The 17,737-nt window shown below is 69.5% G+C and carries 16 protein-coding genes; 9 read left to right on the plus strand and 7 right to left on the minus strand.

What is annotated here, in order from left to right; all coding sequences use genetic code 11:
* Positions 1-3: 3 nt before the first annotated feature.
* Together OG963_RS28325 and OG963_RS28330 are read left to right on the plus strand one after the other, a co-directional pair.
* Positions 4-999, plus strand: a complete 996-nt coding sequence (locus OG963_RS28325) for a hypothetical protein (protein WP_371799591.1) — start codon at positions 4-6, stop codon at positions 997-999.
* Positions 996-1,874: a DUF6339 family protein gene (locus OG963_RS28330; protein WP_371799592.1), complete on the plus strand. Its 879-nt coding sequence runs from the start codon at positions 996-998 to the stop codon at positions 1,872-1,874. The genes OG963_RS28325 and OG963_RS28330 overlap by 4 nt, the downstream gene beginning before the upstream one ends.
* A gap of 10 nt (positions 1,875-1,884) precedes the next feature.
* Here OG963_RS28330 and OG963_RS28335 read toward each other — a convergent pair whose 3' ends face one another.
* From OG963_RS28335 to OG963_RS28360, 6 genes are all read right to left on the minus strand, one after another.
* Positions 1,885-3,441, minus strand: a complete 1,557-nt coding sequence (locus tag OG963_RS28335; RefSeq protein WP_371799593.1) for a DNA cytosine methyltransferase — start codon at positions 3,439-3,441, stop codon at positions 1,885-1,887.
* 45 nt (positions 3,442-3,486) lie between these two features.
* Positions 3,487-4,473 (minus strand): DNA cytosine methyltransferase, encoded by a 987-nt coding sequence (locus OG963_RS28340; RefSeq protein ID WP_362275193.1) that lies wholly within the window; start codon positions 4,471-4,473, stop codon positions 3,487-3,489.
* Positions 4,466-4,912 carry a very short patch repair endonuclease gene (locus OG963_RS28345; RefSeq protein ID WP_371799594.1) on the minus strand — a complete coding sequence of 149 codons (447 nt, stop codon included), beginning with the start codon at positions 4,910-4,912 and terminating at the stop codon, positions 4,466-4,468. The genes OG963_RS28340 and OG963_RS28345 overlap by 8 nt, the downstream gene beginning before the upstream one ends.
* A 14-nt stretch (positions 4,913-4,926) precedes the next feature.
* The gene (locus OG963_RS28350) at positions 4,927-7,836 is read right to left on the minus strand and encodes a Z1 domain-containing protein (protein WP_371799595.1); all 2,910 of its coding nucleotides are present in this window, start codon (positions 7,834-7,836) and stop codon (positions 4,927-4,929) included.
* A 48-nt stretch (positions 7,837-7,884) separates the two neighbouring features.
* The gene (locus tag OG963_RS28355; RefSeq protein WP_371799596.1) at positions 7,885-9,414 is read right to left on the minus strand and encodes an ATP-binding protein; all 1,530 of its coding nucleotides are present in this window, start codon (positions 9,412-9,414) and stop codon (positions 7,885-7,887) included.
* A gap of 221 nt (positions 9,415-9,635) precedes the next feature.
* On the minus strand, positions 9,636-10,634 hold the full coding sequence (locus OG963_RS28360; protein ID WP_371799597.1) for an SEC-C domain-containing protein: 999 nt from the start codon (positions 10,632-10,634) through the stop codon (positions 9,636-9,638).
* Between the two features lie 108 nt (positions 10,635-10,742).
* Between OG963_RS28360 and OG963_RS28365 the strand changes: the two genes are divergently transcribed.
* Genes OG963_RS28365 through OG963_RS28375 form a run of 3 tightly spaced genes read left to right on the plus strand, consistent with a single transcriptional unit; the run spans position 10,743 to position 13,291 of the window.
* Positions 10,743-11,519: a class E sortase gene (locus tag OG963_RS28365; RefSeq protein WP_093930490.1), complete on the plus strand. Its 777-nt coding sequence runs from the start codon at positions 10,743-10,745 to the stop codon at positions 11,517-11,519.
* Between the two features lie 54 nt (positions 11,520-11,573).
* Positions 11,574-11,732: a DUF3311 domain-containing protein gene (locus tag OG963_RS28370; RefSeq protein WP_078852680.1), complete on the plus strand. Its 159-nt coding sequence runs from the start codon at positions 11,574-11,576 to the stop codon at positions 11,730-11,732.
* Positions 11,729-13,291 (plus strand): sodium:solute symporter family protein, encoded by a 1,563-nt coding sequence (locus OG963_RS28375; RefSeq protein WP_362275203.1) that lies wholly within the window; start codon positions 11,729-11,731, stop codon positions 13,289-13,291. Before OG963_RS28370 ends, OG963_RS28375 begins: the two co-directional genes overlap by 4 nt.
* Here OG963_RS28375 and OG963_RS28380 read toward each other — a convergent pair.
* Entirely contained in the window at positions 13,257-14,705 is a 1,449-nt protein-coding gene (locus tag OG963_RS28380; protein ID WP_093776884.1) for an MFS transporter, read from the minus strand. The two genes, OG963_RS28375 and OG963_RS28380, sit on opposite strands and share 35 nt — an antisense overlap.
* A 139-nt stretch (positions 14,706-14,844) precedes the next feature.
* On the opposite strand from OG963_RS28380, the gene OG963_RS28385 reads away from it, so the two are divergent.
* From OG963_RS28385 to OG963_RS28400, 4 genes are all read left to right on the plus strand, one after another.
* Positions 14,845-15,372, plus strand: coding sequence for a helix-turn-helix domain-containing protein (locus OG963_RS28385; protein ID WP_093776886.1), 528 nt, complete (start codon positions 14,845-14,847; stop codon positions 15,370-15,372).
* Between the two features lie 86 nt (positions 15,373-15,458).
* Positions 15,459-15,794, plus strand: coding sequence for a DUF6412 domain-containing protein (locus OG963_RS28390; protein WP_093776888.1), 336 nt, complete (start codon positions 15,459-15,461; stop codon positions 15,792-15,794).
* Between the two features lie 121 nt (positions 15,795-15,915).
* A complete protein-coding gene (locus OG963_RS28395) occupies positions 15,916-16,686 on the plus strand; it encodes a YidC/Oxa1 family membrane protein insertase (RefSeq protein WP_093776890.1) in 771 nt (256 codons plus the stop codon).
* Between the two features lie 159 nt (positions 16,687-16,845).
* Positions 16,846-17,706 (plus strand): fumarylacetoacetate hydrolase family protein, encoded by an 861-nt coding sequence (locus OG963_RS28400; RefSeq protein ID WP_371799598.1) that lies wholly within the window; start codon positions 16,846-16,848, stop codon positions 17,704-17,706.
* Positions 17,707-17,737: the final 31 nt, after the last annotated feature.

The raw sequence follows: 17,737 nt of genomic DNA on the forward strand, positions 1-17,737 counted from the left end.
GGCATGAAGTTCTATCCGTACAAGCGACTCAACCGTCCGGTCGGTCTGAGGGTGACGTCGGTCTCGCTCAGGCTGCCCGACCGCACCCGTGACCACTTGGACACCTCGGCGTTCTCGACGCCCCAGACGACCGTGGCCCTGGGCGTGGCACAGCACGAGGATTGGCTTTCCGCCAGGATCGGCCTGTCCGCGACGCTGCCCCCCGGTGCCACCGACCCCGACGCCCCATGGAGCGATCTACGGGTCCTCGCGGTGCTCACCGACGGCGACACCAACCTCCGCACCACGGTCGAACTCCGCCAGGACGCCCCGGACAGCAAGGAATGGTCCGGCGCGATCGAGGTGCGCCGCGACGACCACGTCGGTCGTGCCGATCTGGCGGTCCACGCGGTCGCCACCGTGGACGGAGTGCAGGGCCGGGCGATCACCGAGACCGACACCGACTGGACGATCGACACGACCGCCGAGGAACCGCTCGGCGGACTCCGCCTCGACGTGAAGCAGACGAGCTTCAGCAAGAGCGCGCGGGAGTGGTTGCGTCCATACGCCGATGCCCCCTGGGTCGTCGACGCCTCGGGCCGGCTTCCGGTGGTGATGGTCAACACCGACGTCGAGGGGTTCTCCGACCTGCTCGGTGGTGAGACCGGCGGGATGGAGAGCAAGGTCCAGGAGCTGTTGCTCTCGCAGATGGCCACCGACGTGTGGACGGCCGTCTTCCACAGCGCGGTCGGTGACCTGGAGGTCGAGGCCGACGGCTCGCCCGTCTTCCCCTCCGACTGGAGGGGGGAAGTGCTGCGGGAGATGCTCCCCGACGTGGTGCCCGGCCTCCGGGCCGAGGACGCACTGCGCCAGGTGCATCGACGGCGGACCGGCGACGCGGGATGGGCGGAACTCCAGACCCGCGTCCACTACGCCGCCGTGCGTCGTGCCGGTGCGCGCCAGTCGCTCGCCAACGCCCTGCGCGCGCTTCAGCAGATCAACCGAGAGGACCGGCCGTGATCGAGCAGCCGCACTACCTTCCCCCGCGACTCGGTCTGCTCTCCGCGACGGCCGCCGATCCCTTCCTCACCGAGGATCTTCTCCGGGGGATCCAGGGGCACGGGGGAGTGGACCTGGCGAAGGTCGTCGAGCCTCTGCCGGAGGAGGACCCCCGCTGGCGAGTGGAACCCCTCCGGGAACTGATCGACGACGCGTTGCACCAGTTCAAGGAGAACCGGACGGAGGCCGACGCATGGTTGGCCCCCCGTCTGCACGCAGCTCTTCGCCTGACCCGGCGGGAGGCCGCCGATCGGCGGATCTGGAACCACCTCGCGCTCGGTGTCGCCCCGGACTACGTGGTGTGGCGGCATCCTCCTGTGCCTTCGGCGAAGACCCCCGATCCCCGTGTCGCCGCGGCCCGTTTCAAGGGCGCCTCCGACCGTCAGTGCTTCTCGCGCCTGTGGTGGGCGGCCGAAGTGTTCCGCAACGGCGGGGACTATGCCCCGGTGGTGGCCGCCTGCTCCAACCAGGACATGATCCACAGCGTGATGCGGTCTGACCTGGTCGACCACCGCCCGACGGCCCAGGCGTTGGTCCGTATTTTCCAGAGCGGCATTGCCACCACCGGCCGTGAGTTCACCGGCCTCATGGCCGCGATCAACACGGCCGGCGCCACTCTGGTCTACGACGCGATGGCCGCCGACGAGTGGCGGGACCCCGAAGATCTGCGCCGCTGGATCGAGGAGGCCGAGACCGCGCCTCCCGTACCCCGCCACGAGTTGCCGATCGGCCCGGAGGAGGAACCGGTCCCCGAGGAGTCCGTGGAGACGCTGACCAAGTATTTCGCCGACCTCTTCGAGACGGCCCCGGTCCGAGGGCGGGCGCCGCAGGGGTGAGCTGGAGGGGTCACCCACCGTTGAGAGGGTGGCCCTTCAGATCCTTCCGCCGGCGGATCCTCGCAGGCGCGCTCGGGAGACGCCAGTTCTCGAGCTTCTCCACGGCCTGGTCCAGCCTGGCGTCGACCTTCTCCTCGCTCAGTTTCGGTTCGAGCACATTCAGGAGCACGTGCAGTGCGAGCCGAGGCGGCACTGCGTTGCCGATCTGCTGGGACCGGTCCCGTCCCTGCCAGGGATACGCGACGGGGAACGTCTGGAGCACCCCGGCCTCGGCGAGTTCGAAGCGGGGAAGATCTGTGTTCGTGCCCTTGTGGACGAGCCGGTTGCGGGACACCTTCCCGGTGACCGTCGAGGACGGGGCGTCGTGGTCACGGCGCCCTCGTGCGGCCGGGTCGCCGCCTGTCCCGTAGTTCGAGACGACGGTGAAGGCAGGGCGGTCCGGCAGTTCCAGATCTGGAGCGGTCTCCCGCGCGATGCGCCGAGCCTCCTTCAAGGCGGCTTCCATGGGCACCCAGGGGCCCTTCGGCCTTCTCTTCTTTCTCCTGCCGACGCTTGCCTCGTCGACACCCCAGAGCGGGGTGTCCGCGCGATCTGCGTCAAGGGAGGCCGCGGGAACACCGCCCGGCCGGTAGCGGTGGTGGGTCTCCTCCAGCTCCCGGACGTCGGTCTTGTACCTGGCCATGAGCACGGCACGCCTACGGGTCTGTGGGACGCCGAACGCCTCGGTGTGCATCATCTGCGTCTTCGTCCGGTAGTCGAGGGCGGCCAGCACCTTCTCGTACTCCTTCCACACAGGCATCACGGCGGGTACCTGTTCCAGCACGACGGCCTCGTAGGGATCAAGCCCCGGGCGTCGGCTGCGTTCGATCACCCACCACAGCGGTTGAAGAACGAGCCCGGTCCGTTCATCGCCCAGCTCCTCCAACCTGGCCCGATGTGCGTCGAGGGACTTCTCCAGAGAGACGAGAGCGTCGAACAGGTTCTTGACGTCGGCGTCCCGGTGGGCGAGGCCGAGAGGTGCCTCCAGCGTCTTCAGAGCGAACTCGATCTCCTCGGTCGAGCAACCGTGCTCGGCGAGGCTCTTCCTGGCCGCCTTGCGGGTGACCGAACGGACCGCCTCGTCCTCGCGCTTCGCGGCTTTGACGACATCTGCCTCGGCGGCCTTGCGCCGTAGTTCCTCGGAGATCTTGCGCCAGGTGCGGAAGATCTCACGCCAAGGCGTCGACTTCGAGCGCACGGCGTCGTGCAGCTGCGCGATGTACTCCAGCACGTCGTCCAAGGCCCTGCGGCCGGCCCCGTGTCCGGCGACGGTGAACGTCTGGCACGGTGGTCCGCCCGTCAGCACCTGGGCGCACGGGAAGTCCATGGCCCGATAGTCCCTGACGTCACCGGCGAAGGTGTCCATCCCCGCCGCCGCGCGGGTCTCGCAGGCGTTGTCGTCCCATTCGATGCCGGTGACCTGATGTCCGAGGGCCTCCGCAGCCACATCCAGCCCTCCAGGTCCTGCGAACAGGTCCACGATGCGAAAAACCGCAGGTGAGGTGGATGTGTGCGTGTCGTGGCTCATGTGCGAGAAGTTTAGCCGGCTGTCCGGTGTGCCATCGGCCATCGGCTACGCCCGGCCAGAGGATCGCAACGCGGTCGCGATCGCCTCGCCGAGTGCCCTGCCGACCGGCGGAGGGGTGGCATGGCCGATCTGTCGGTATCGGGCGGTCTTCTGGCCTGTGATCTGCCACTCCGGGGGGAACGCCTGCACGACGGCGGCCTGGTCCACCGTGATTTTCGGCATATGCGCCACGTCGTTCGAGCGGGGCCACAGATAGTCCGGACCCGGCACCTCGTCGGCGAACGCGTTCCCGTTGATCCCCATCCGTGCCCAGGCACGCTTCGTGCCGGTCGGGCCGACGTCGGCACCGCCCCGGTTGTCCGAGCCGCCGACGAGGGTCGGAGCCACGGCGGTCGCCTGATCCGCCCAGGCTTCGGCCTCCGGCCAGCCTCGTGCCGCCATCGAGTCGCGCAGTGCCTGACCGGCCGAGACGTGTTCGCCCACCGTCGCCTTCGGCGGGGCGAAGGCGTCGAACCAGGGCTCCTTGAGTGCCACCAGGACACCCTGCTCACGGTCCTGCGGCACGCCGAAGTCCGCGGCGTTCAGTACGAACCAGCTCCATCGGTAGCCGAGGTGAGCCAGTTCCTCCGCGATGAACCGGCGTACCTCCGCATAGACGGGCGAGTCGACGAGTGCCGGAAGGTTCTCCAGCAGCAGGGCGCGGGGCTGGACGGAGTGGAGCAGGTAGATCGTGGCCATGAGCAGCCGCAGTTCCGGCTCGCTGTCCGGCCGTCCCACCGCGGCCGAGGACTTCACGCGGGGCAGGCCCGCCGAGAGCAGGTCGACGTCCAGGGTCTCCGGGTGCTCTTCAGGGAGGAAGCTGATCATGTCCTCGCAGACGACCTTCCAGTCCGGTCGGTTGGCGAGAAGGGTCGCGCACGCCTGGGGCTTGTTGTCGAGCAGGAGCACCGGCGAGAAACCCGCACTCTCCAGCCCCAATGCCAGGCCGCCCGCCCCCGCGCAGACGTCCACGAAACCCAGTCGGTCAGTCATTCGCTCCCCGTCCGCCCTGCTCGCGTGTCTCCCGATCCACCACCGTACGTACCGCTGCCGCGACATTTGCCGCCGGCACATGCTCCCAGAACCGCAGCACCGTCCACCCGGCCGCCGTCAGATGCGCCGTCGTCTCCACGTCCCGTGCCATGTTCCGATCCAGCTTCTGCCGCCACCACTCGGCGTTCGCCTTCGGTTGCGTGGCGTGTTCGGGGCAACCGTGCCAGAAGCATCCGTCGATCATCACTGCCACCTTGGCCCGGGTGAAGGCGATGTCGATGGTGCGCCGGGACATGCCCGGCACGCGTTCGTTGATCCGATAGCGATAGCCCGCGGCATGCAGCAATTTCCGGACCGCCACCTCAGGGGTGGTGTCGCGGCGCGCTTGGCGACTCATCCGGGCGGAGACCCCGGGGGAGGAAGGTTCTGCCGTGCTCATCAATGCCAAGTCTCCTACGACCCGTCGCCCTCGCGATCAATGATTGCGAAATCGCTCCTCCCCGAATCGATGGTCCGGAAGCGCAGCAGGTTCCCCTCCCGGCCGGTCGACGATTTCGGAGCGACCAGCGAGAGCGCCATGACCAGGTGTCGAGGATCGATTGCTCCGCTGTCCGACAGACGGGGCTCGGCCTCGACAACGGGATACAGGACCAGGACGCCGCGCCGCTCGCGCACGAGCGACTCGACCAAGGGGTCCGCGGAATCCTTGAGAGCGCCTGCCACCCGCAGGGCGACGCCACGGTGCTTCGGCTCGCTGATCGCACCGAAGAGATCGCCACGTCGGCGGGTACGGTGCGCCAGCGTGAGCGGGCGGGAGCCGAGAACCGTTGCCTCGGTGCTGCGGCTCGAGGTCTGCTGCGGGACCACGACCAGCCAGTCGTCGATGCCCGGTCCGTATTCGCCGGCCGCGACGAGAGACTCCAGATGCGGCGAGAACTGGGTGGGCGCGGACCACCGTAGATCGCACAGGATCTGCAGCAGCGCCGCATGGTCGACGGTGCCGAGCAGTGCCTCGTAGCTGTCGCTGCGGCCGTGCTCGGGAGAGGAACAGCTCAGTGCGACGGGGACGGGGTCCAGCGACTCCAGGACCGGACTCCATACACCTACGTTGTGCCGGAGGTCCAGGGGATCGGTCGGATACGCCGTCGGCTCGACCCACTGCCCCGGCGATCGGATCTCCACCAGCTCCGCGTTGAACATCTTGTTGCGACCGCTCGGCTTGATCCAAGGCAGGTGCTGGGAGACCAGCGGCGGGATCTGGGCCGGGGTCACCTGCGGCTTTCCGTCGACCAGTTCGGCGTAGCGTGACAGTTGAGAGCGGAAGGTCTCCTCGTCGTGGCAGATCGCCTCGAAGGCCTCGTACAGGTCGACGTTCTGCGTCTTCGTCAGCGGTTCCTCACGGCCGATGTACAGGCGGACCAGGTCGCGGTAGCCGGGGCGGAAGCCGAACCAGCGGCCCATCTGCATCAGGGTGTCCGCCTGGCGGGTGGTGCGGCGGTAATAGGTGACCGTGAGGCCCTCGACGGTGAAGCCGCGGGACAGTTTCGTGCCGCCGACAAGGATCTTCCAGACGTTCGGTGTGCGGTCGAAGTCCAGGTCGATCTGGGAGAAGTAGCGGTCCGTGTCGCCGTTGACGACGACAACCGGATTTCCGCCTGCGTTGATGAGCTGGCGGGCGCGGGAGACGTACGGACGCAGGTCGGCGTAGGTGTCGGGGGTCGGGAGAGTGTCGTCCGCGTAGCGGGCGAAGTCCGAGGTGAGCAGTCTCTCCAGGCGGGCGTGGCCTTCGTGGGAGGTGTAACCCGCCTGATGCCACTGGGTGTTGATGCGCAGTGCGAGATCGGCATGGTCGTCCATCTTCACGGACTCGTGCACCAGCATCGTGTGGTGGCGGAACGGGCCCTCCGGGACCCCGCGGTCGGCGCGGTACAGCTTCAGTGCGCCCGTCAGGACGAATGCGTCCATCGCCTCCTGGAGTCGGTCGCCCGACTCCTCGTATATGCCACGTACGTGCGTCTCCTCCGCCGCGCCGTCGCCGTCCAGGTCGTGGAAGTCCTGCACGCCCATGTAGCCCGCCGGCCGTGGCAGGGAGATCAGGAAGTCGCGCGGGAAGATGTCCTCGCCGTCGCTCGGATCGATGAAGACGTTCGCGAACGGGGTGGCGGTGTAGCCGACGTACTGGGCGCGGGGGAGGAGGCTCAGCAGCTGGGAGATCAGCCCGTTGATCGCCGTGCGCTGGATCTGACCCGACTCCCACTTCTTCGGGTCGGACGTGTTGACGGACGCCTGGTCCGACTCGTCGTCGATGATCAGGGTGGGGATCTCGCGCAGGATCGGGCCGATCTTCTTGAGGTCCTTCACCAGGTTCGTCAGGACGGACTTGTTCTTCTTGACGACCATGACGCGGGCTGCGGCCCGGTGCAGATTCTCGGGGACGTACAGCGGGAGGTGCGGCTCGCGCTTCTCGATCTCCAGAGCGCGGATTCCCTGCAGGAGACTGCGGTAGTCGTTGTCCCGGGTGGTGAGGCGCTCGATGTTGAACGGGCGGTGGCCGTGGCTGACGAACTTCGCCGGCCAGTCCTCGTCGTCCTGGTAGTCGATGCCGACCAGGGCGTCCGCATCCGACGGGTCGGCGCCGCGCAGGATGTTCTCCTGGCCGATCAGTTCCATGTCCAGGCGGCGCTGGGTCTGGCCCCGGAGGAGGTTCAGGGTGCCGCCGAGGACGATGACCAGGCGGTAGCCGGCGTCGATGGCCTTCGCCGTGACCCCGGTGAAGTTGGCGGTCTTGCCGGACTGGACGTAGCCGACGACCAGGCCGCGGGCACCGTACGCTTCGGTGCGGGTGGGGTCGGAGAGGCGCTCGACCACCGCGTGACTCGCCTCGTCGAGGCTGGAGACGGCGGCGTCCGACCAGCCCTTGCGTCGCAGGAGTTGTTCGTAGGAGTTCCAGTAGAAGGAGCGGACGTCCGCGAGGTCGCGTGAGTACCAGGAGGCGAACTCCTTGCTGATGACGGTGGGACCCGGCTCCTTGAAGACCGGGACCGCTTCGTCGAGCGCCTTGCGCAGGTCGGCGCCGAAGCCGAGGCGGGTGTACGTGTCCGCGCGGCGCTCGTCGGTACGGGGCGGGGCGGTGGACCAGTCGGCCTGTTCCGCCAGGTCCCATCCGGTCAGGGTGCGGTGCCAGAGTGCGGTGAGTTCGTCTCCGGGGCCCGCGGCGATGATGCGGTCCCGGAAGTGGCTCAGCTCCGTGTCGGCGGGTTCGTCGGCCTCGGAGAGGACGAAGGCCAGCTTGGTGAAGTGTTTGGGGCCACGTCGCATCGCGGCCAGGACGTCGCCGTGCAGGTTGAGCAAGTGGTCGGTCATGGTGGGACGGCTTCCTCGAGTGGGGAGGTGGGCGGACGACTCGGCGGTTCAGCGCGCGAGTTCGCAGCGGGCGGCGGTCACCAGGACGCTGTTCCACAGCGCCACGTTGTCGGTGTGGACGGCCCGCACCCGTTCCTTCTGGAAGATCTCGTTGACCATGAGGTAGAGCATGCTCTTGACGACCGGGGCGTCGTTCAGGCCGCCGCGGCGGCCCCCGTTGAAGGCCTGCCGGTACTCCTTGTTGAGCTTGACCTCCCGCTCGTCACGGTCGAGTTCGAAGAACACCTCCGACGGCAGTGTGTCCCAGCGGAAGGTGATCGCGTCCTCGCCCTCCAGTTCCGGAAGTTCGTCACGTAGTGCACGCCTCAGCTTCGGGTCCAGGCCCTTGCCGGCCGGGAGGACGGCCTTGCGCTGCGGCTCGGTGGCGCGACGGGCAGCTTCCCGGTACGTCGTCTCCGCCTCCTGGAGGTAGGCGGCGAACGTCTGGCCACTGTCGTCCGTGGCCTGTTCGAGGCCGCGGGCGAAGGCGGGGGTGACCGTCACGCCGTCCTTCTTCACCGTGAGGCTGAAGACATCGTTCGGCCCGGACGGCAGGTCGACGGCTATCCGGGCCAGCGCGAGGTGTCCCTCGGCGCTGCGGGTGCTGTTCCAGCCGCCTGCCTGGACGAGGCGGTCGTTGCGGTAGATGTAGAAGCCTTGGCGTTCGGCGAGCGGACCGATGCCGCGGAAGCTGACCAGCGGTGACTTCGGCGGCCAGATGTGGGCGGTCAGCACCACTTCGCCGACGCCTTCGACGGGTGCGCTGTACGTACGCGGGTAGCCGGACCGCCCCGGTATCCGGTAGCCGAACGGGTCGATCGGTTCGACGCCGCGGTGGTCGAGTTCCTCCTTGGTCCGGACGTCCTCCACGACGATGTCGACGTTGAAGTCCTCACGGGCGAGGAAGCGGTGCAGGTACAGACCGAGGTGGGTCTCCAGCTTCTCGATCGCGTCGTTCAGGAAGCGGTCGGCCTGCCCCGTCGTCACGGTGTCGAAGGCCCGCACCCGGTCCCAGCGGACGATCGTGCCGTGCCACTCGACGACCCCGTCGTAGCGGTCGACGAGGTCCTGGCAGTAGCGGGGGTCGACGACGTCGCACGTGAAGTCGGCCTGAGCGCGCGCCGTCAGCCAGCGGCGGCCGGTGGACGGACTCTTCTTGGTGCGGCTGATGACGGTCAGCGAATCGGCGTGCGAGAGGGAGGCTGCTTTGAGACCCGCCCCGAAGTGGCCCAGCGCGCTTGCTGCGTATCCCTCACGGCCGCCGACCGTCATCGCGGTGTCCAGGGCCTCGTCGTTCATGCCGCACCCGTCGTCGACGACAAGGAGGCCGGCGAGGCGGTCGTCGTCCCGGAGGAAGCTGACGACGACGTTACGGGCGCCTGCGTCGATGGAGTTGTCGACGAGGTCGGCTATGGCCGCCTCGAAGCCGTACCCCTGGTGCGTCAGCGATTCGACGTAACGGGCGGCGGGCGGCAGCCGCTTGCTGCCGGTCGTCGGGATCTCGTACTGCCAGTCGGCAGAAGGCTGATAAGGCGGCATGAAGGCTTCCTCGCGCACACAGAGCTGGAACCTGCGTGGGGGAGGTGCGCCCTGAGACCAGTGGTGAGATGTGATGGTATTGCAAAAGTGGGACATCGAGGGAAACTTCTTGTGGAAAGAACGCCTCGTTCCGCTCAGCTACGTCCAAGGGCCCCGCCGAAGCAGGGCCCTTGGGGGATTTCCGGCAACGGCACAGTGGCAGCGCCCGTCCGGTCAGGTGCTCACGCCACCCCGTGGCAGTCCCGGTAAGCCCGTCCCGAGCCGCACCAGCAGGCCGCGGTCCGTGCCGGAGGCCATGGCACCGCGCGGCCGCGGGCCGCGAGCGTCGTCGCGTACTGGGGGAGGAGGTTCGGGTCGGACGGGGAGGCGGCTTCGGAGGCGGCGAAGGCCTCGTACGAGGGGACCGTGCCGGTGACGATGCCCAGGTTCGGGGTGCCCGCGGCGTGGAGGTCGCGGAGGGCGGCTTCCAGGTCGGCGAGGTGTTCGGTGTGGGAGGGGTATTCCGCACGCAGGGTGGGGTAGCCGGCGAGGAGCTCGCTCAGTTCGGGCTCCGGCCAGTGCAGGACCGCCACCGGGAACGGGCGGGAGAGCGCGGTGCGGTAGGTGCCCAGTTCGGCGCGGAGGCGGGTGATCTCGGCCTGGAGTTCGCCCGGGTCGGAGGAGCCGAGTGACCACAGCCGCTTCGGGTCGTGGAGTTCGTCCAGCGGGACCGGGGCGGCGTGGAGCGTGTCGGTCAGGTCGTCCCAGGTGTCGTGGTCGATCCCCATCAGGCGGCGTACCCGGTGGCGGCCGATCAGCAGCGACTGGGTCGCGTAAGGGACTTCCTCGCCCGGGGCCAGAAGCAGGGTCAGCGCGGTCGAGAGGAAGTCGTGGGCCGACTCCAGCTCGTCGTGCGATTCCAGGGTCTCGGCCGCGATCTGCCAGGGGGCCGGTTCGAGGGGCCCCGCCGCGCGGATGCCCTCGATGATGGCGCGGGCCTCGGCCTCGTGGCCGTACTCCCAGAGGTTCGATGCCTTGAGGGCCTTGATCAGATACGGCTCGGCGGCGTCCGCGGCGAGGAGCTCGTCGTAGAGAGGGGTGGCGCGGGTGCGCTCGCCGGCGAGTTCCAGGTGGGCGGCGGCCCGGAGGAGCAGCGGTTCCCGGTCGTCGGGGTACTGCGCCGCCGTGCGCAGCAGGCGCTCGGCTTCGGCAATGTGGTCAGCAGGCGTGTCGGGGCGCATGCATCACACCGTACTGCTGTACGGCTGCTGCACGGAGGGTTGTTCCGACCCTGGAGAGTTACGGGTCCTGCCCTTATCGTGCGGGCCGTGAGGCAGCGGATACCGGTCATGGTGCAGCGGGACCCGCGCGGGCGGCGCTTCGCCGCGCGCGGGCTGTGGTCGGGCGCCGAGATGATCGTGACCCTCGGTGTGGTGCTGCTGCTTCTCGTCGTGCATCAGCTGTGGTGGACCAACAGGCAGGCCAGGGCCGATGCACGGCACAAGGTGCAGTCCCTGGAGCAGGAGTGGGGGCGGCCGGGGGGCGCGGACGACGGCGTTCCGTCCGCCCCGTCGGACGAGGGTGCGAGCACGGACGCGGACACGGACACGGCGGGGGAGGGCGGGGACGCGCCGGCAGGTGGTGGGCGTACGGCAGCGGCTGCCGCGCCCCGCTGGGATCAGGCCTACGCCGTCATCCGCATCCCGCGCCTCGGCCTCACGGCCCCCGTCGCTCAGGGCATCAGCAAGAGCGGCGTCCTCGACAAGGGGTACGTCGGGCACTACCCGCGCACCGCGCAGCCCGGTGGCGCGGGGAACTTCGCGCTCGCCGGGCACCGCAATACGCACGGTGAGCCGTTCCGCCACATCAATCGGCTGCGGCGCGGCGACCGGATCACCGTCGAGACCCGGAAGCACGTGTACACGTACGTCGTCGACAAGACGCTGGCGCAGACCGCCGCCCGGGACAGCGGGGTCATCGCCGCCGTGCCGCGCAGCAATCTGAAGCCCGCCTTCGGGTACAGCGAGCCCGGCTCCTACGTGACACTGACCACGTGCACGCCTGAATTCACCTCCCGTTACCGGCTTGTCGTGTGGGGGAAGCTGGCGGGTGTGCAGGAGCGGTAGCGGCGGTCACTAAGCTTTTCCGACGTGCTCAGACGACGTCCGCAGTTGTTGTGGTTGCTGGTTCCCTACGTGCTGTACCTGGGGGCGCTGCCGTTCGTGAACCGGGTCCGTCCCGTCGTGCTCGGACTGCCCTTCCTCTTCGTGTGGCTGCTCGGGGCGACGCTGCTGACACCCGTGGCGGTCTGGCTGACCCGGCGGGGGGACCGCCGGTGAACGCCGCAGTCGCGACCTCCGTCTTCGGGGCCTTCATGGTGGTCACCGTCGCTCTCGGGCTCCTCGCCGTGCGAGGCCGCGGGAACAGGGGCCGTGACGGGCTTGCCGAGTGGTCCGTCGGCGGGCGCAGCCTCGGGACCGTCTTCATCTGGGTGCTGATGGCCGGTGAGGGTTACACCAGCTTCAGCTACCTCGGCGCCGCGGGATGGGGCTACAACTACGGGGCCCCCGTGCTCTATGTGGTGGCGTACATGTCCTGCGGCTACGCCGTCGGATATGTCGTCGGGCCGATGCTCTGGGCGTACGCGCGCCGGCACGGGCTCGTCGGGATCACCGACATGGTCGCGCACCGCTTCGGGCGGCCGTGGCTCGGCGCCCTCGTCGCCGTCCTCGCGACCGTGTTCCTGCTGCCTTACATCCAGCTGCAGATCACCGGCATGGGCGTCGTCGTCTCCACCATCTCGTACGGTGCCATCAGCCTGAACTGGGCGTACTTCATAGCCTTCGCCGTCACCACGGGTTTCGTCGTGGTCAGCGGACTGCGCGGCAGCGCCTGGGTGTCCGTGCTCAAGGACGTGCTGGTGATCGCCACTCTCGGGTTTCTCGCCTTCTACGTCCCCATGCACTACTTCGACGGGTACGGGCCCTTCCTGGACCGGCTCGTCACCGAGAGGAGCGAGTGGCTGACCTTCCCCGGGCACGGCGACAGCGGGCTCGGGCAGGCGTGGTTCATCACCACCTCGTTCCTCAACTCCCTCACCGTGGTGATCTTCCCGACCACGGTCGCCGGCTACCTCGGCGCGAGGAACGCCGACGTCCTGCGCCGCAACGCGATGTGGCTGCCCGCCTACAACGTGCTGCTGTTCGTCCCGATGCTGCTCGGTATGGCCGCCCTCTTCGTCGTGCCGGGGCTCGTCGGCGCCGAGTCCAACCTCGCGCTCTTCAGGCTCGTCGTGGACTCGCTGCCCGCCTGGGCCGTCGGCGTCATCGGGGTGGCGGCCGCGCTGTCGTCGATCGTGCCCATGGCCGTCTTCATGCTCGTCATCGGCACCATGTGGGGGCGCAGCGTGCTCTCGCTCGTACCGCGCTGGCAGCAGCGGCAGAAGGGCGCCGCGCAGACCGTGGTCGTGGCGGCGGGCGTCATCGCGCTCGTGCTGACGTACACCGCGCCGAACACGCTGGTGCGGCTCTCCCTCATCTCGTACGAGGGGATGGCGCAGCTGCTCCCCATGGTGCTGCTGGGCCTGGTGTGGCGGCGGCTGACACTGCTCGGCGCGATGGCTGGGCTGGTCGTGGGCGTGGGGGTGGTCTGCGGGTTCGTGTTCACCGAGAACGATCCGGTGTGGGGTGTGAACGCGGGCATCGTCGCCCTCGGCGCCAACCTCGCCGTCGCGCTGGCGGTGACCTACGCCGGCCCCCGCGAGCACGACGACCGGCCGGACGGCGACGTGCTCGCGCGGGACGAGCCGCGGGAGAGGCGGGAGGCCGAGGACAGCCGGAAGCCGGAGCTCTCGGGAGTGGGCGTCAGCGAGGCGAGCGACGCTCCCGCAGGAGCATGACGACCACCGTCGCCACCAGGGCCGTCGCGACCGAGAGCAGCACCGCCCCGTCCGCACCCGAGCCCGACGTCGCGACCGCGATCGTCAGCGCGACCCCCGCCGACGAGCCGAGGTAGCGGGCGGTGTTGTTCGCCCCGGAACCCATCGCCGCCCGCTCCGCCGGCACCGACTCCACGGCGACACGCGGCAGCGCGGCATTGAGCAGGCCGCTGCCGATGCCGGAGACGACGAGCGCCAGGGTGAGCCGCAGCCACACCGAGGGGCCCGCAGTTCCCGTGTCCAGGGCGCCCAGCAGCGCCAGCACCGCCGCGGCGTGCAGGGCGAAGCCCGCGGCCAGCTGGTGGCGCGCCGAGACCCTGCCCGTCAGCCGCCGTGCCTGCAGGGCCACCACGAACGACGTACCGGACCAGAGCAGGAACAGCCACGCCGTGCCCATCGGCGACAGTCCGAGTCCCCCCTGAAGCAGTGTCGGCAGATAGCTGAACAGGCCGATCACCGCGAGACCGGTGAACAGACCGGCCGCCAGCGACGTCAGGAACGGGCGGCTGCGCAGCAGCGTCAGATCGATCAGCGGCGCCGCCGCCCGGCGCTCCACCAGCACGAACACGGCCGTCAGCGCGAGCGCGGCAAGCAGCAGCAGGCCGACACTCTCGCGCAGCCAGCCTTCCCGGCCCAGCGTGAGGGCCGTCAGCAGCGCGGTCATCGCCAGGCCGAGCGCCGCTGTGCCTGCGAGATCGGGGCGGCCGCCACGCGGCGAGCGGGACTCGGACAGCACGCGGAACGCAAAGGTGGCCGTCCCGAGTGCGGCGACCGCGAGTGCGGCATACACCAGCCGCCAGTCGACGATGCCCAGCGAACCGGCGAGCAGCGGGCCGAGCGCGATCCCGCCGCTCACGCACGCGCCCCAGATCCCGGTCGCCCTGATCCTGGCCGTCCCCACCGGGAACGCTCCGACGAGCAGGCCAAGGCTGGTCGCGAGGATCGCCGCGGTCGCCGCGCCCTGGGCGACGCGGGCCAGCGTGAAGGCCAGCGTGCTGGTCGCGAAGGCGCCGGCGGCGGTGGTGACGCCGAGGCCCAGGGTGCCGATGAGGAACAGCCTGCGCCGGCCGTAGTCGTCGGCGAGGCTGCCCACGACGAGGAGGAAGGCGGCCAGTCCGAGCGGGGTGCCGTTGATCAGCCAGGCCTGGCCGGAGGCGGGGGTGGCGAGCGCGGCGGAAATGCCGGGGACGGTCGTCAACGGCGACGTGTAGTTCATCAGCGCCACGGTGGTGGCCAGGGCGGTGACGGCGAGGGTGGCGGTGGGGCGGGGGGAGGAGGGGGAAAGGGCCGCGGTCGGGCGGCTCGCGGCCCGTCTCGGGGGGTGCGATGGGGTGTGCGCGAGCTGCTGAGGGAGGGGACGTGTGGGCTGCGCCATGGCTTCGCTCCGGGGCTCGGGTCGTTCGTTCCGGGTCGGCTCTCGGCCGCTCTAGGTTCGGTGAATGAACTTAGGGTGTGGGTCGACGCTAGCACGGGTCGGTTCATTCATCGAACCTTGTGGGAGTAAACTGCTGCCCATGGCTCTCGGCAAGGACTACGCGACACAGCAGTGCTCGATCGCCCGCGCACTCGAAGTGATCGGCGAGCGCTGGACCCTCCTGGTGGTGCGCGACGCGTTCTTCGGCGTCCGTCGTTACAGCGACTTCCTCGTGCACCTCGGCATCCCGCGCGCCGTCCTCGCTGCACGGCTGCAGTCCCTCATCGAGGCCGGAGTACTGGAGAAGCGCCGCTACCAGCAGTCGCCGCCGCGCGACGAATACCTCCTCACCGACAGCGGCAAGGCTCTCTGGCCGGTCCTCCGCACCCTCGGTGTGTGGGGGAGCGAGCAGATTCCCGGTACGCGTCCGATGCGGCTCTTCATCCATGCCACCTGCGGTACGGAGCTGGGGCCGTGGGGCAACTGCCCGGCCTGCGCCCAGGCCGTAACGCTGGAGGATGTCGAGATGCGGCCGGGCGACGGACTCGACCCGAACGGCGATCCGGTCAGCCGCGCCCTGTTCGCGCCGCGCAGGCTGCTCCAGCCCCTGGAGGTCGACCCCGTCTGACGACGGCCACCTGCCACGGTGCCATCGTGTATAACGGCTGGAGGGCCGAACGAGCGAGCCCACCGGGCCGAGCAGGGGAGGGATCGATGAGCGGCAGCATCAGCAACCGTCTGCGCGCCGGTGTCGCCCGCCTGCCAAGGCCCGTCGGAATCCTGCTCTTCCTCCTCACCGAGGTCCTCCTCGCCGAGGGTGGCAGCCTCTCCGCCGCGGTCGCGCTCGCCGCCACCGCCGCCGCCGGCTCCGCGCTCGTCGCCTGCTCGGTCATCAGCGCCCGCTGCGCCGCCCCGGTGCCCCGCACCCGGGTCCGTACCGCCATGCGCGACCGCGAGAAACGCACCGCGTTCCTGTCGCAGCGCGACCCCGACGCCAAGGGGCGCAGGCGGCCCCGAGCCCCCGGCCATGCCCTCCTGACGGCCGCGTAGGGACTTCGCCCACCTTCTTGCCTGTGTACGTGCGCGTACCCGGGCGCACCCCCACGCGGGTCGTCATGCCGAGCCAGATCTTCTCTCCCCCGGCACGACGAGACCCCCGGAGGGCTCACCCATGTCCGTCTTCATGTCCGCTTTCGCCGGCCTGGTCGGCTCCTTCGCCGATCTCCTCCAGCCGCTCTTCCAGGGCGCGGCCACAGCTGCCGCGATCGTCCTCTTCACAGCGCTGGTGCGGCTCGCCGTGCACCCCCTGTCGCGGGCCGCGGCGCGCGGGCAGAAGGCCCGGACCAGACTCCAGCCGCAGATCGCCGAATTGCGTAAGAAGCACGGCAAGAACCCTGAGCGCATGCAGAAGGCGCTCATGGAACTGCACAAGGAGGAGAAGGTCTCGCCGCTGTCCGGCTGCCTGCCCAGCCTCCTCCAGATGCCGGCCTTCTTCCTGCTCTACCACCTCTTCTCCAGCCAGAAGATCGGCGGCGATCCCAACGCGCTGCTCGGCCACGAGCTCTTCGGGGCCCCGCTGGGCGAGCGCTGGCACGACGCACTCGCGCACGGCGGGCTGCTCGGCGCGCAGAGCGTCGTCTACCTCGGCCTCTTCGCGATCGTCGCCACCGTCGCCACGTTCAACTACCGGCGTACGAAGCGTCAGCTCGCCGCGGCCCCGGCCACCCCCGCCACCGGGCCCGACGGGCAGCCGATGCCGGGCATGGGCGCGATGACGAAGCTGATGCCGCTGATGTCCTTCTTCACCCTCGTCTCGGTCGCGTACGTGCCGCTCGCCGCCGCGCTCTACATCGTCACCAGCACCACCTGGACCGCGGTCGAGCGGACCGTCCTCTACCGCGACATGCCGGCCGCGGGGGCCGCCATGGCCACCGCGGCGTAGGGGCCGTGCCTGCTGCGGCGCAGTCGCCGCAGTGAGTGAGGCGGTCCAGTGTGTGAACAGGGTCTTGCGGAGTGATCCGATGTCTTGGAGGATCGGCCAAGCCTGCGATGGCCGCCACCCATCCGACGGGCCCGATCTCGACCAAGGGGAGACAGACCGTTGAAGCTGCTTCGCGTGGGTACGGCAGGTGCGGAACGACCGGCGCTGCTGGACCAGGACGGAACGCTGCGTGACCTGTCCGGAGTCGTCACCGACATCGACAGCGACCTGCTCGCCGACGAGTCCGCGCTGGCCCGTGTACGGGCTGCCGCGGCAGCCCCCGGCGAGCTGCCCGCACTCGATGCCGAAGGGCTCCGGGTCGGGCCGCCGCTCGCCCGGATCGGCAAGATCGTGTGCATCGGGCTGAACTACCACGACCACGCCACCGAGACCGGTGCGGCGATTCCGACCGAGCCGATCCTGTTCTTCAAGGCGCCGGACACCGTCGTCGGACCCGAGGACACCGTGCTGGTGCCGAGGGGCAGCCGCAAGACCGACTGGGAGGTGGAGCTCGCCGTCGTCATCGGCAGCACCGCCCGGTACCTGGACTCGGCCGAGGAAGCCCTCGGGCATGTGGCCGGTTACGCGGTCGCGCACGACGTGTCCGAGCGCGAGTTCCAGATCGAGCGGGGCGGCACCTGGGACAAGGGCAAGAACTGCGAGACGTTCAACCCGCTGGGGCCGTGGCTGGTCACGGCGGACGAGGTGCCCGACCCGCAGGCGCTCGCGCTGAAGCTGTGGGTCAACGGAGAGCTGAAGCAGGACGGCACGACCGCCGACCAGATCTTCCCGGTGGGCGAGGTCGTCCGTTACCTCAGCCAGTTCATGACGCTGTACCCGGGCGATGTCATCAACACCGGCACGCCGGCCGGGGTGGCCATGGGGCAGCCGGAGCCCAAGCCGTATCTGAGGGCGGGCGATGTGGTCGAGCTGGAGATCGAGGGGCTGGGACGGCAGCGGCAGGAGCTCAAGGACGCGTAGTCGCTTAAGGGCCGTCGCAGACGGTCAGAGA

Origin of the sequence: Streptomyces sp. NBC_01707, from assembly GCF_041438805.1 — a bacterium.
Lineage (GTDB): Bacteria > Actinomycetota > Actinomycetes > Streptomycetales > Streptomycetaceae > Streptomyces.

Coding starts and splice junctions, on each gene's coding strand:
- OG963_RS28325 (WP_371799591.1), top strand. CDS start 4: ATGAAGTTCTATCCGTACAAGCGACTCAACCGTCCGGTCGGTCTGAGG.
- OG963_RS28345 (WP_371799594.1), bottom strand. CDS start 4,912: ATGAGCACGGCAGAACCTTCCTCCCCCGGGGTCTCCGCCCGGATGAGT.
- OG963_RS28360 (WP_371799597.1), bottom strand. CDS start 10,634: ATGCGCCCCGACACGCCTGCTGACCACATTGCCGAAGCCGAGCGCCTG.
- OG963_RS28365 (WP_093930490.1), top strand. CDS start 10,743: ATGGTGCAGCGGGACCCGCGCGGGCGGCGCTTCGCCGCGCGCGGGCTG.
- OG963_RS28350 (WP_371799595.1), bottom strand. CDS start 7,836: ATGACCGACCACTTGCTCAACCTGCACGGCGACGTCCTGGCCGCGATG.
- OG963_RS28340 (WP_362275193.1), bottom strand. CDS start 4,473: ATGACTGACCGACTGGGTTTCGTGGACGTCTGCGCGGGGGCGGGCGGC.
- OG963_RS28335 (WP_371799593.1), bottom strand. CDS start 3,441: ATGAGCCACGACACGCACACATCCACCTCACCTGCGGTTTTTCGCATC.
- OG963_RS28395 (WP_093776890.1), top strand. CDS start 15,916: ATGTCCGTCTTCATGTCCGCTTTCGCCGGCCTGGTCGGCTCCTTCGCC.
- OG963_RS28390 (WP_093776888.1), top strand. CDS start 15,459: ATGAGCGGCAGCATCAGCAACCGTCTGCGCGCCGGTGTCGCCCGCCTG.
- OG963_RS28355 (WP_371799596.1), bottom strand. CDS start 9,414: ATGCCGCCTTATCAGCCTTCTGCCGACTGGCAGTACGAGATCCCGACG.
- OG963_RS28380 (WP_093776884.1), bottom strand. CDS start 14,705: ATGGCGCAGCCCACACGTCCCCTCCCTCAGCAGCTCGCGCACACCCCA.
- OG963_RS28385 (WP_093776886.1), top strand. CDS start 14,845: ATGGCTCTCGGCAAGGACTACGCGACACAGCAGTGCTCGATCGCCCGC.